We start from the raw sequence: 13,729 nt of genomic DNA on the forward strand, positions 1-13,729 counted from the left end.
ATTCACATGTTTATGCGATGCGGCAGGGCTACTATGAATTGTAGGTGTCAGGCAGGTCATTCTCATACAAAACAACATCGCCGGGGGAGGCAAATTCTTTTAAAATGTCGTTAGCCTCAAACAGCGACTTTGGCAATTCGCACATCGGATGCTTCACCGTTCCTGGCTTCTTTAATGCCCTTCTGAATTGATTTCGTCTGCTCATCGCCAACCAGAATAATGAGGTCGAGGCCGGCTTTGGCGATGTGCTCGCCCAGTTTTTGATTCTCCTCATCTTCCAGTTCACCCAGCTCTATCATCCCCGGAGTGATGATGATCTTTTTACCGGATTTAAACGATGCCAGTATATCCACCGCGTTTTTGGCTCCCACGGGGTTTGAGTTGAATGCATCATCAATTACAATCAAACCGTCTCGTTTTTTTAGCTCTAAACGATGCTCTACCGGCTCCATTTTCGAAGCAGCAACCGCCATGGTTTTCAGTCTTATGTCAAACTCCAGGGCTACAGCTGCCGCAATAGACATGTTTTGAATGATGTGATTTCCGAGCAGTTTGGTTTTAAAATCCTCTTTGTCGATTCTGTTTCCCTTCTCATCAAAAACACTCATTACGAAACGGGTTCCGTCGGCGTCGGTCTCGCTGTCTGAAATGCGGACTTTCCCTTCGCTGCCTGCAAATACTGTTTTTACGTCATCACGCAGTTCAGCCATCTCTTTTACAAGCGGGTCATCACTGTTTAATACCAAAGTACCGCCGGGTTTCAACTCCCTCGCCAATGTTGATTTCTCCCTGGCGATAGCTTTTTGAGATCCGAAAGTTTCCAAATGCGCAAGCCCCACATTCGTTACCACTGAAATATCGGGCCGGGCAATCTCACAAAGCTCTTTAATATTCCCCTTGTACCGCGCACCCATTTCCAGAATCAACACTTGGTGATGAGCGTCGAGGTCGTTGTTGATCACCTTGCAAATTCCCATCGGGGTATTGTAGCTGCCGGGCGTAACACAAACACGAACACGCTCTTTCAGAAAAGCATCCATCAAAAACTTGGTACTCGTTTTACCGTAGCTGCCGGTAATGGCAATCACTTTCAAATGAGGCAGTGAAGCCAGCTTTTTTCGTGCCTGCTTCTTAAATCCATTTTGGATCTTTTTCTCAACAGGCTTCATTAAGTAGGCTGATAAGAATAGAAAAAGTGGAATGAAAATATCTACAACCACCATCCCAAAACTCAGGAAATAGGGATCAACATTGATAAATGGCGCTACAAAATCCCGAAGCTGAACGCCCCTGTAGGCAATATCGATCATATAAAACCAAAGAAACCCGATGATTATTAGTGCCGTCACCATCAATCGTTTTAGGCGGGCCGTATAGACAAGCGGCTTTTTCTCTTTTTCAGCCTTGTATTTTGAGGTGCCCAGAAACCAAAAAAGTGTAAACACAAACATCGTAATGGCTCCGGCAGTGAGCGTGATTCGATCAACAAGAAGAGTGATCATCGCCAAAATGATCAGATTGAACAATATATGCTCGGCCGTAAAAAACCGGCTGAAAAAATGATCCATCACCCAATAGCGGAACTCATTGGTTTTATACCCCAGCTGCTGAAACATGTGAAGAAAATATCGGAGCCGGTGCAGTGAGTGTCTTATAAAAATTGCGATCAGAAGAATAATGATCGCATTCATAAAAAGCGTGTAGATATCCAAATCTGAACTATATATTAAGTGAGTAATTCAACGATAAACCTGAGATTATCCGTCTGAGTATAAAAAAATTAGTATCCGTTCACAGTTCGAAAATCAACCGATGAACCGTTATATTCAGTTCGCTAATTGATCGAAAAACAGATAACAAGATAGTAAACATCCTAAACTTAAAAGTTCACAATCATAGAGTGATTAAATAACCGGATGTTTCCCAAAATTTAAAAAAGAACAACCAGATTTTATGAAACTGATTATACCTATGGCCGGCCGCGGTACACGTGTGCGTCCACACTCCCACACAACGCCAAAGCCACTTCTTCCCGTAGCCGGAACCATGATTGTTGAGAGAATTGTAGAGACATTTGCAAGAACTCTCGACCGCACCATCGACGAAATTGTGTACATTCTAGGTCCCGATTTTGGGCGCGAAATCAAAGAGACGCTTACCGATATGAGCAAGCGCCATAACGCAAAAGCAACATTCCGCGTGCAGGATGTTGCTCTCGGAACCGCACATGCTGTACTATGTGCCGGCGAAGATCTTGAAGGGCGAAGTTATTATTGTTTTTGCCGATACCATTTTTGATTCCTACGAAAAAGTAACCGTGGATGATGCCGATAGCGTGATCTGGCTGAAAGAGGTGGAAGACCCATCCAGATTCGGCGTAGCCGTTCATGATGGAGACACCATTACAGACTTTGTTGAAAAGCCAAGTGAACCTATCTCTAATCTGGCCATCATTGGCGTGTACTACTTCAAACAGGGTGAGGATCTGAAGAAAGAGATTCAGTACCTGCTGGATAATAACGTTACCGGGCATGGTGATGAGTATCAGCTGACGGATGCATTGGATCGCTTGCTTAAGGATGGCAAATCGTTCAAAAAAGCGACCGTTGACGAATGGCTGGATTGCGGAACGCTGCCGGCCTGGCTCGACACTACCGGAGAAATACTGGAGAAGGAGAAACATTCATTCGGTGAATATGAAAACACAACGATTCATCCGCCGGTATACATTGGGGATGGAGTTGAAATTTCCGGCAGTGAAATTGGCCCGAACGTCAGTATTGAAGCCGATTCTGTTATAAAAGACAGCAAAATTGAAAACAGCATTATTCAGAAAAATGCACAACTTACCGGCTGTAAGCTGAACCGTTCAACCGTCGGTAATTTTGCTGAGGCGCATAAAGCCACCGGTGAGATTCATATCGGGGACCACTCGATTCTGAAGCAGTAATATAACCTCAGTTCGACATAATAATTTCGGAAAAAGTCTCCCCTCCTTCGAAAAAGAAGGGGTTGGGCCCGCCTTCCGAAGTCTCGTACGGAGGACAGGGGTGGTTTACGTTCATTGCGAAGGATTTATGTTTAGAAACTTGGGATCAGACTTTTTTTGAACCTCCCCTAAATCCCCTCCTTGCAAAAGGAGGGGATTTCTCACACCCAAATTCAAAGTTTTTATCTCGTACTGACGTTAATATAGATCCGGCTTCAAATTTATTAAAAGAGCGTGGTTTACATCTGTAGATCGCGCTCTTTTTTTATGGCTTGAATTTTTTCTGCCGGTATACAAAGTGATGCTCTTCGCCACCCACTATCACTGAAAACTCAACCACATTTGCATCCTCAACTACCGGGAACCGCACTTCACCTGCAATTGCCTCTTCCGGATAGAGATCTGTTTTTCTCAACACTTCCGTTTCCCAATACGCCCTTTGTTCATTCAAACTTGAGACTCTTGCATAAAATTGATCCCTTCGCTCCATTCTCTCTAAAGCCGACCGGGTTCTCTCATTCTCTCTTTGGATAATCTCCTCAGTGGTTTGGTTTCCGGCATTCGCAATATCTGAAGCAATGGATGCGGTGGTACTCAATCCATCCAGTACGCGGCTGGTGCGCTCACTGGCTTCTGCACGGGATGAAGCCAGATCCAGATTCAGTATGATTTGCTCCGGATCGTATGCGGTTCCTCCACCCAGCGGATCATAGCTGCCGTCAGAATATTCATGTTTTGCACTGTATTTGAAATTCGGTGTATCAATCTGAACAATTGAATCTGAGTAATTCACGATTTCAACATCCATCACGATTTGTTGCCCCATGTGACGGTAGTAAGCCATGGTAACCGAGGAGTTTTCACCCTCGCTATGAAGGTACTCCATCCCGCGATAGTTGAGGACATCATCTTGTTGTGACTCCAATCTAAATACGGGCTCCGGTGCACACCCTGTTATAAACAGAATTGGCACAAATACAGACAGTATCAAATATCTCATCACTCTATTTAGTTTTTATTATCTGTTGTACAGTAATAGTAAATATATACACCGATTTGTTGTACCGCATGATAATGTCATCCGTTCATGTAGCGAACCGATCATTTATTGAGTACTTTACGCAATATAATATTCACTCAGCCTGAACAATCAATTCGAACTGAAACAAATTATCTAAACCTAAGTTTTAACAAGAGATCACACATCAACTAATTTCAAAAAATATGCTACGTACATCAAAACATACTACGATTATTCTTCTGATTATTGCATCAACTCTCATTATTTCCGGATGTTCTAACTGGAGCAACACAGCGAAAGGAGCCGTAATCGGTGGAGGTGGAGGTGCCGCCGTTGGAGCCGTTATCGGTAAAACATTAGGTAACACAGCGGCCGGAGCCATTGCCGGAGCAGCAGTCGGAGGCACTGTAGGCTCAATCATTGGCCGAAATATGGATCGAAAAGCGGAGGAGCTTGAACGCGAACTGGAAGGCGTAACTGTTCAGCGTGTTGAAGAGGGAATTGCCCTGAGTTTCGACAGCGGACTTCTTTTTGGATTCGATTCTTCTGCTCTCAGAGATGCATCAAAAGAGAATCTTCAAAAATTAGCCCGAATAATGGGCGATGATGAGGATACGAATCTCATGATTGTTGGGCATACCGACTCTACAGGTGATGAAAATTATAATCTTCGCCTGAGCGAGCGCCGTTCACAATCTGCAGCAAATTACTTAATTGAACAGGGAATAGCTGCTGACAGAGTTCAGGTTGAAGGCCGCGGAGAGTATGAGCCAATTGCTGATAATGAGACTGAAGCAGGACGGCAGGAAAACCGGCGTGTTGAAGTGGCAATCTTTGCAAGTGAAGAGTACATCGCAAGATTGGAAAGAGCTCAGCAGTAAAATTGTCGGATTTGTTTAAAATTCATAAAGGCGATGCCAAATAGGTATCGCCTTTTTTATTCTAATTTGGCATTTTTGTGAATCAAAAGTCACTCTACTTAATAATAGTAATCCAAACGAAGTGATATCCGCACAGTGGTTTAAATGTGTTTGAGAATGGATTAATCAGTTGATTTTTAAAAATAAGCTCTGATCAAAGTAGTATAACCACTCCCAACTCATGACACTACCTTATAATTTTGAAATCATTACAAATCTTACATTGAACATCCAACTGTTCTTGTTTTCTGTATTACTTTTGGACCGCCAAAAGTAACCAAAAACTCCCGGCTGTGATCGCTTCCGGGCCTGGTTTGCCCGCGCGGTTACACAACATCGATTGCTCCCAAGGGAGCCGATATTGTGATGTCTCCCGCGCTTTGATGCAAACCATGCTAATCCTCCATCAATCAAGGCCGGTGGGCTCTTTTCTCTTTTAAAAAAATAGGTTTTGGAGAAGAGAAACCTCTTTTCTTACTAAAGTCGCACTCAAAGTTAAACAAAATCATCAAAGCGTTGTTTTTTATTGGCTCCCTTCAGCACTTTGTGCAGCTCATCGTGCGGAGCTTCCGGTTCCAGGTGGATGGTAACGATTGCATCACTTTTCAAGGCGTCAATTAATTTTCGCTCAAGCAGGGTTGCATCATCATGGGCTTTTTGAAGGCTGATCTCTTTCTTAAACGTTACATGCAGTTCAACCCAGGTGGTATGCCCCGATGTTCTGTGGCGTAAATGGTGCCAGCCCGTGGCATCTTTCGGAAGTTCGCTATTCAGCACCGTTTCAAGCGCGTCATGCACCGCGGGATTACGCGCGTCCATAATGCCGTCCACCGAGTAACGGATCAGCTTAAAACCTTCGTAGGAGATATAAAATGCAATAGAAATACTGACTATGGTATCGAGGTAAACCCATCCGGTAAGGTTAATCAGAAACAGTGTTACAATAACACCGCCACTGGTCCAGACATCGGTAAGTACATGTTTGCCGTTACTGATGGCAATCATACTGTTCTCTTCCCGGCCAACTTTTCGAACGTATAATCCAAGAGCCAGGTTTACAACCGCCGCAAAACCTACCAGGTATATTCCGGTGCCAAGATTTTGAAGCTCCAGTCCAGTTATCAGGTTCTGAATAGCCAGAAACAGAATGGAAATACCGGCCAGAATAATCACAACACCTTCAACCCCAACAGAGAGAAACTCTATTCGTTCATGTCCATAAAGGTGGTTGTCATCTGCCGGCTTCAAGCTCAAATGATACCCGTACAGAACAAATCCAACCGCCAAAACATGAACAATCGATTCGGCAGCATCAGACATTGCCGTTGTGGAATCCGTAATCAAAAATGCAGCCACTTTAACGACAAGTGACAAAAAAGAAACGATAAGGCTGATTCGAAGCGCATTTTTAACTTTGGAAGATGCAGTCATTCTTGAAAAATTTAACTAAAAAGAAATCCGGACTATTGCTGAATGCTATGCGGATAGTTTTTATTTTAGAAAGCTAATTAAAAAATAAGATTCATTTTGCTGGAAATTCCAAAACAACACAAAGAGATATTTGAAACCATCGGGAACATTGCAGAATCCGCCGGACAACAGGTTTTTGTTGTAGGCGGATATGTTCGCGACTACTACCTCAAACGGCTGGATCCTGACGAAATCACCGACATCGATTTTGTTACCGTAGGTTCGGGTATTCAGCTCGCCAGAAAAATTGCGAAAGAACTGAATACCAGTAAACTCACTGTATTTAAGAAATTTGGCACAGCACAAATCAAATATAACGATTTAGATCTGGAATTTGTCGGAGCCAGAAAAGAGAGTTACCGGCGGGATTCGCGCAAACCAATTGTGGAAGACGGTACTTTAAAAGATGATCAATTGCGACGCGACCTTACCATCAACGCGCTATCGTGGTGTCTTAACCCGGATCAGTTTGGTGTTTTACACGATCCGTTCAACGGCATTCAGGATTTGAAGAACAAAATTATCCGCACACCAATTGATCCGGAACAGACTTTTGATGACGATCCGTTGCGTATGATGCGAGCCGTGCGTTTTGCCACTCAGCTGCAGTTCGATATTGATCCAGAAACTTTCTCCGCTATAAGCAAAATGTCCCACAGGCTCTCCATCATCTCGAAAGAGAGAATCCTGGATGAGCTTAATAAAATTGTGCTCAGTCCAAAGCCATCCATCGGGTTTGAACTCCTGTTAAAAACCAACCTCTTGAAGGAATTTTTTCCGGAAATGGTCAACTTACTGGGAGTGGACGTAATCAATGGTCAGCGCCATAAAGATAATTTCTGGCATACACTGAAAGTGCTCGACAACACCGCAGAAAAGAGTGATGATCTCTGGCTGCGATGGGCCGCAATTATGCACGACATTGCAAAGCCGCCAACCAAAAAATTCTCAAAAGAAGTTGGGTGGACTTTCCACGGCCACGATGCTTTAGGCGCCAAGTGGGTTCCACGAATTTTTAAGCGGCTGGGCCTGCCCCTGGATGACCGCATGCGTTATGTTCAAAAATTAGTGCGCCTTCACCTTAGGCCAATCGCCCTCGTTTCGGAGGAAGTGAGCGACAGTGCCGTTCGAAGACTCATTTACGAAGCAGGGGATGACATCGAAGACCTAATGGCTCTCTGCCGGGCAGATATCACCAGTAAAAATGAGTGGCGACGAAAAAAATACCGGAATAATTTTGATCGTGTTGAGAAAAAAATTGTTGAGGTAGAAGAGAAGGATCGGATGAGAAACTGGAAAAATCCGATCGACGGTGAGGAGATTATGAATGAGCTGGGCGTAAAACCCGGCCCGGTTGTCGGTAAAGTCAAAGATCGTATTAAAGATGCCATTCTTGACGGCGAGATCCCCAATAATTACGAGGCTGCTTATGATTACCTGCAGCAGATAAAAACTGAATACATCAATTCAGTTGAAAAATAAACCAACCTAAACAGCAATGGAACTCATGACTCTTATTGGATTGGCAGCCGGATTTTGTACTACTGCTGCATTCCTTCCTCAGGTTATTAAAACCTGGAAATCTAAATCGGCAAAAGATCTGTCGCTCGGGATGTATTCCATTTTTTGCACGGGCGTTCTGCTTTGGCTGATCTATGGAATTATGATCTCTGACCTGCCTATTATTCTGGCAAATGCCATTACTTTAATTTTAGCCGTCAGTATCTTGTTTTTCAAACTCACGTTTAAAAACTAACCGAAGCTTCAAACTTTCAACTTACACTTTATGTCTATGTGGATCGCCAACTCTTACGGTAAAATTAACCTCGGGCTCCATGTTCTGGAAAGACTCCCGACCGGTTATCACCGGATTGAAACCGGGCTCTGTTTTATTGAGTGGAAAGATCGATTTGAAGTAAAAGAGTCTGAGTCGTATCAGCTCACGATGTCTGATGAAACCATCCCAACAGATTCTTCAAACCTAATCACAAAAGCCTACGATACTTTTGAAAAATACGTTGGACTGAATAATCATTACAGCTTTAACGTGATCAAAAATATCCCGGCCGGGGCAGGACTGGGCGGGGGCAGCAGCAACGCTGCATTAACCTTGAGAATCCTGAACAAACTCGAAGATGCCGGACTATCAGACAATGAACTGATCGATTTTGGGCGAACGCTGGGAGCCGACGTCCCTTTCTTCATCAAGGGAAAACCGGGAATTGCTACCGGCCTTGGACACGATATTGAACCGGCCGACATACAACCCGATGCATGGATTGTTGTGATGTATCCGAATTTTGAAAGTTCCACTCCTGAGGTATATCAGAATTGTACTCCAAACCCGGACCATGACTTTTCAATAAAAGGTGTATTATTGGAAGAAGAGATTGACCAGTGGCAGTTTTTACTGGAAAATGATTTGGAAGCTCCGGTTTTTGCAAAGCATGAATTGGTTGGCAATATTAAGGATCAGATGCTTGAATTTGGCGCTGAGGTTGCCATGATGAGCGGAAGCGGTTCCACGGTTTACGGAATATTTGATCAGGATTTTGTTGCAATTAATGCCTACGAATCGTTTCATAAGCTTGGATTTCCGGCAAATCTGACCAGGCCTGAATTTGAACCTGACAACGGAATTTACAGAAAAGACTAAACCATTTGGAGAGAACGCTGTACGTTTAAGCGCTCCACTAATAACTGATTGACAATTAACAATTTGACACTATGGGCAAATCAAAGAATATAGACCCACGCGCCGGCATGGATGTGGATTCATTTAAAGAAGATATTAAACAACACCTGCGATACACTCTCTCTAAAGATAAGTACTCTTCAACCGAGTGGGATAACTACCGAAGTGTAGTCCTTTCTGTTATGGACCGTCTGCATGATCGCTGGCTGAATACGCAGCAACGCTATTACGACGACGATAAAAAAAGAGTTTACTACATCTCTATGGAGTATCTGATCGGGCGGCTGCTCGATAATATGCTCGTCAACCTTGGAATGCAGGATGTGGCTGCAGAAGCCATGAAAGAGGTGGGACTGGATTACGATAAGGTACGAAGTGCAGAATGGGACGCCGGCCTGGGTAATGGCGGCCTGGGAAGACTTGCAGCCTGCTTTCTTGATTCCATGGCAACACTCGGAATTCCAGCGATTGGCTATGGGATCCGCTATGATTATGGGATTTTTTATCAGCAAATCGAGAATGGGTATCAAGTCGAAAAGCCGGATCTCTGGCTTCGATATGGAAATCCGTGGGACATTGTGAGGCCAAAAATTCAGTATAATGTTCCATTTTACGGAAATTCTCACGCCTACCATGATGACAGTGGCGATTTGAGATTTCGATGGGATAATACTCACGATGTACTGGCCGTAGCATATGATACGCCGATACCGGGCTACAAAAATGATGTGGTTAACAATCTAAGACTCTGGAAAGCTTCATCATCTTCATCTATAGACCTGAAAAGCTTTAATCAGGGGCAGTACATTGATGCAGTGCGCGACACACAGCTGAATGAAAATATCTCGCGCGTACTCTACCCGAATGACAAAATATTTGTAGGGCAGGAATTGAGACTAAAACAGGAGTTCTTCCTGGTATCGGCTTCTGTTGGCGATATCCTTCGCCGATTCAAGAAAACCAATGACGACTGGAGAAAACTGCCCGATAAGGTTGCCATTCAGTGTAACGATACTCATCCAAATCTGGCTATTCCGGAATTGATGAGAATCCTGGTTGATGAAGAGGGGCTGAACTGGGATCTGGCCTGGGATATCACCAAGAAAACCATGGCCTACACCAATCACACGCTTCTGCCGGAAGCACTTGAAAAATGGCCTGTATCTCTGTTGAGAAGCCTGCTGCCTCGTCACTTGCAAATCATTTACGAGATCAACCGAAGATTTTTGAGTGAGATCAGTGATCAAATCGGTGATGATAAGAGCAAAATCAGCCGGCTGTCGATTATTGGAGAAGGTGAAGATCCGGTAGTACACATGGCTTCGCTCGGAATTGTTGGCTCACATAAAGTAAATGGCGTAGCTGAACTACACAGTAACCTGATTAAAAAATATCTGTTTAAAGATTTCTATGAGATCTACCCGGATAAGTTCACCAACAAGACAAACGGTATTACACCGCGCCGCTGGCTCAGGCAGGCTAACCGCGAACTGGCCAATCTGATAACCGGCGAAATAGGAGAAGATTGGGTAACCGATCTCGATCAGCTGAAAAAGCTGGAGAAATTTGTGGACGACAAGAAGTTCCTGAAAAAGTTTGCCGAAGTGAAGCAGAACAATAAGCAGCGCATGGCGGATTACATCGAAGAGAAGCGTGGTATTGAAGTGAATACCCAATCGATGTTTGACATCCAGATTAAGCGAATTCACGAGTACAAGCGTCAGTTTATGCTCACTCTCTATGCGATTACACAGTATAATCGCATAAAAGAGAATCCGGACGGCGACTTTGTTCCACGAACTATTCTGGTTGCCGGTAAGGCCGCGCCGGGTTACACCATGGCTAAGCTCTTTATCAAGCTGATGAATGATGTCGGCAAGAAGATCAACAATGACTCGGACGTTGGCGACAAGCTGAAGTTTATCTTCCTTGAAAATTACAGCGTAACACTTGCCGAGAAGATGATACCATCGGCTAATCTTTCAGAACAGATCTCAACAGCAGGTTTTGAGGCATCCGGAACGGGTAATATGAAATTCGCCCTGAACGGTGCGCTCACAATTGGAACACTTGACGGTGCCAATGTGGAAATCAAAGAAGAAGTTGGCGATGAAAACATCTTTATCTTCGGAAACACCGTGGATGACGTAGAGAAATTGCGTCATGAAGGGTACAATCCGTGGGACTACTACAACTCCAACGATGAACTGAAGAAAGCCCTGGATCAGATCAAAGACGGATTCTTCAATGACGATGAGGAGCTGTATCAGCCAATCATCGATTCACTGCTCCACAAAGGAGATTACTTTCTGGTTCTGGCCGATTACGAAGCTTTCGTTAACAAGCAGGCAGAAGTTGATAAGCTCTATAAGGATCAGGATGAATGGAACCGCAAAGCTCTGCTCAACACTGCACGGGTTGGAAAGTTTTCCTCAGACCGCACGATCAAGGATTATGCGGATGAAATCTGGGACGTGGAAGTGAAGAAGTAATCACTCTGTAACATTCGAAATCCAACAGATTATAAAGCCCTTCTGATTTCAGAGGGGCTTTTTTTGGCGCTACAAAAGATGATTTGATGAAAGTCTCTCGTCCCGAAATTTCGGGACGGATATTTTCGCTGAATTTCGCAGAGGGAAATTGGTCAAATCCATCTTTAACTGTTAAAAATCGAACTCGTGTTAATTTATAACAATAAAGTTTATATATGATCGCCGATGGCGATCGAATGTAATTAGACCCGACTCCAAGTCGGGGTAACGACGAATAGATCAATTCATAACCCTGAAAGGGTTTAATAATGCAATTTCATTTTTCAAGATTTTTCTCTCCCCAATAGCATTTAAAATTTACCTTCTGTTATTCATCCGGTTTTTAAAAATCAAATCGAGTAATTGAACCCCGATTCGGGGTTCTCTTGTATACCTTGATATTATTTCACCCGACTTGCAGTCGGGGCTAATTATATTTGATCCGCATAATGCGGATCAAAGGTTTCAAAAAAATGGTTTTTGTTAAAAATAACATAAGCACGAGATAAGCATTCGCTATAGAGTGTCCCCATTCAAAGTGGGACTTTTTGGCGTCTGTTTCACGATTATTTATAGAGAGATTAGTCGAATTTTAATTTCTACGAACCTGTAAAAAGCGGAAGAGATCGCAATACCACTTCATATATTCCCCACATCAGGGGAATACTCACAAACAGCCAGGCCAAGACGATCCTGATAACGGGTGTTTTTTCGATCTCCTGTTCTGATATCTCTTTCATGCTCACTCCTCTTTTTTCTCTTTAAACAAGTGATATTTCGGATCCACCTCTTTCACCAGATAGTTGCAGACTAAACCGATAAGAAGCAGTCCTGCCATTATGTACATGGTAACAGTGTACGCTTCCGCCTTATCCACTCCTGCGTTGATCTGAATTTCACGAATGTAGTTCACCAGAACGGGTCCCAAAATCCCGGCTGTAGACCATGCCGTTAATAATCGTCCGTGAATAGCTCCTACCTGATAGGTTCCGAACAGATCCCTTAAATACGCCGGAATCGTGGCGAAACCACCTCCATACATACTCATAATGATTCCAAATCCGATTACAAACCAGATTGCCGTATCCAATCTTCCAAGCGACGGTATGAGAGCATACATCAGCAGTCCCAAGCCAAAATAGATTGCATAAACTGTTTTTCGACCAATTTTATCGGATAGAGATGACCAGAAAAATCGTCCAACCAGGTTAAACAGGCTCAACAGACCCACAAATCCGGCGGCAGCTTCTGCGGTTATCGCACCCTCAAACATCTCCTGTATCATCGGGGAAGCCTGTCCCAACACGCCGATACCGGCCGTTACGTTTACGCAGAGAATCACCCAAAGCAGCCAGAACTGAGGAGTTTTCAGAGCAGTGTCGGCATTTACATGATTATCGGTGATCAGCTTTCTGGGTTTATCCGAAGGGACATATCCCTCAGGTTTCCAATCTTCCGGGGGTATACGAACCGTAATCACTCCGAACATCATAAGGGCAAAATAGACCGCTCCCATCACCAGAAATGTCTCCGAAACCCCCATCGAAACCGGGGTGGAATAATAGTCGAGCAGAGCCACGGCAAGAGGTGAGCCAATCATGGCTCCGCCTCCAAAACCCATAATCGCCATTCCCGTGGCCATACCGGGCCGATCCGGAAACCATTTTATGAGTGTTGAGACCGGAGAAATATAGCCGATACCCAGTCCGATTCCGCCCAGCACACCGTACCCGAGATAGACAATCCATACCTGGTGAAGGTGCACACCCAGAGACGATACAAAAAATCCGCCGCTGAAGCAGAGGGCCGCAACAAACATCGCTTTTCGAGGACCTACACGTTCAAGCCACTTGCCAAATACCGCAGCGGATAGGCCAAGAAATACAATCGCAATGGAAAAAATCCATCCTATTGTTGTGAGCTTCCAGTCGCCCGGTGCAGACTCCGTAACACCGACAATTTGAGATAACGGCAAGTTGAATACGCTGAACGCATAGACTTGACCTATGGAAAGGTGAATCGCCAAAGCTGCGGGAGGAATGAGCCATCGGCTAAATCCGGGTTTTGCTACAGTTTTTTCACGATCAAAAAAGGAGTGCAATG

At 44.2% G+C, this 13,729-nt stretch carries 12 protein-coding genes; 7 read left to right on the forward strand and 5 right to left on the reverse strand.

The window, feature by feature from the left end; translation table 11 throughout:
- Positions 1-116 precede the first annotated feature (116 nt).
- Positions 117-1,712 carry a UDP-N-acetylmuramoyl-tripeptide--D-alanyl-D-alanine ligase gene (locus U5K35_RS04935; protein WP_322570355.1) on the reverse strand — a complete coding sequence of 532 codons (1,596 nt, stop codon included), beginning with the start codon at positions 1,710-1,712 and terminating at the stop codon, positions 117-119.
- A 241-nt stretch (positions 1,713-1,953) separates the two neighbouring features.
- Here U5K35_RS04935 and U5K35_RS04940 point away from each other — a divergent pair, with 241 nt between their 5' ends.
- Both U5K35_RS04940 and U5K35_RS04945 read left to right on the forward strand, forming a co-directional pair.
- Positions 1,954-2,298 carry a sugar phosphate nucleotidyltransferase gene (locus U5K35_RS04940; protein WP_322570356.1) on the forward strand — a complete coding sequence of 115 codons (345 nt, stop codon included), beginning with the start codon at positions 1,954-1,956 and terminating at the stop codon, positions 2,296-2,298.
- On the forward strand, positions 2,240-2,950 hold the full coding sequence (locus U5K35_RS04945; protein WP_322570357.1) for a sugar phosphate nucleotidyltransferase: 711 nt from the start codon (positions 2,240-2,242) through the stop codon (positions 2,948-2,950). The genes U5K35_RS04940 and U5K35_RS04945 overlap by 59 nt, the downstream gene beginning before the upstream one ends.
- A gap of 304 nt (positions 2,951-3,254) precedes the next feature.
- On the opposite strand, the gene U5K35_RS04950 is transcribed toward U5K35_RS04945, so the two are convergent.
- Entirely contained in the window at positions 3,255-3,989 is a 735-nt protein-coding gene (locus U5K35_RS04950; protein WP_322570358.1) for a hypothetical protein, read from the reverse strand.
- A 224-nt stretch (positions 3,990-4,213) separates the two neighbouring features.
- Here U5K35_RS04950 and U5K35_RS04955 point away from each other — a divergent pair, with 224 nt between their 5' ends.
- Entirely contained in the window at positions 4,214-4,891 is a 678-nt protein-coding gene (locus U5K35_RS04955; RefSeq protein ID WP_322570359.1) for an OmpA family protein, read from the forward strand.
- A 534-nt stretch (positions 4,892-5,425) separates the two neighbouring features.
- Here the strand turns inward: U5K35_RS04955 and U5K35_RS04960 are convergent.
- Positions 5,426-6,361 (reverse strand): cation diffusion facilitator family transporter, encoded by a 936-nt coding sequence (locus tag U5K35_RS04960; protein WP_322570360.1) that lies wholly within the window; start codon positions 6,359-6,361, stop codon positions 5,426-5,428.
- A 96-nt stretch (positions 6,362-6,457) separates the two neighbouring features.
- Between U5K35_RS04960 and U5K35_RS04965 the strand changes: the two genes are divergently transcribed.
- The 4 genes from U5K35_RS04965 to U5K35_RS04980 all read left to right on the forward strand — a co-directional run bounded on the left by U5K35_RS04965 (position 6,458) and on the right by U5K35_RS04980 (position 11,587).
- The gene (locus tag U5K35_RS04965; protein ID WP_322570361.1) at positions 6,458-7,882 is read left to right on the forward strand and encodes a CCA tRNA nucleotidyltransferase; all 1,425 of its coding nucleotides are present in this window, start codon (positions 6,458-6,460) and stop codon (positions 7,880-7,882) included.
- 16 nt (positions 7,883-7,898) lie between these two features.
- Positions 7,899-8,156, forward strand: coding sequence for a SemiSWEET transporter (locus U5K35_RS04970; RefSeq protein WP_416221581.1), 258 nt, complete (start codon positions 7,899-7,901; stop codon positions 8,154-8,156).
- 30 nt (positions 8,157-8,186) lie between these two features.
- Complete coding sequence (ispE, locus tag U5K35_RS04975) at positions 8,187-9,056, forward strand: 4-(cytidine 5'-diphospho)-2-C-methyl-D-erythritol kinase (protein WP_322570363.1); 870 nt, start codon at positions 8,187-8,189, stop codon at positions 9,054-9,056.
- A gap of 71 nt (positions 9,057-9,127) precedes the next feature.
- Positions 9,128-11,587 (forward strand): glycogen/starch/alpha-glucan phosphorylase, encoded by a 2,460-nt coding sequence (locus U5K35_RS04980; RefSeq protein WP_322570364.1) that lies wholly within the window; start codon positions 9,128-9,130, stop codon positions 11,585-11,587.
- A gap of 638 nt (positions 11,588-12,225) precedes the next feature.
- Here the strand turns inward: U5K35_RS04980 and U5K35_RS04985 are convergent.
- On the reverse strand, positions 12,226-12,366 hold the full coding sequence (locus U5K35_RS04985) for an MFS transporter small subunit (protein ID WP_322570365.1): 141 nt from the start codon (positions 12,364-12,366) through the stop codon (positions 12,226-12,228).
- A 2-nt stretch (positions 12,367-12,368) separates the two neighbouring features.
- Positions 12,369-13,727: an OFA family MFS transporter gene (locus tag U5K35_RS04990; RefSeq protein ID WP_322570366.1), complete on the reverse strand. Its 1,359-nt coding sequence runs from the start codon at positions 13,725-13,727 to the stop codon at positions 12,369-12,371.
- Positions 13,728-13,729: the final 2 nt, after the last annotated feature.

Source organism: Rhodohalobacter sp. (genome assembly GCF_034521535.1).
Lineage (GTDB): Bacteria > Bacteroidota > Rhodothermia > Balneolales > Balneolaceae > Rhodohalobacter.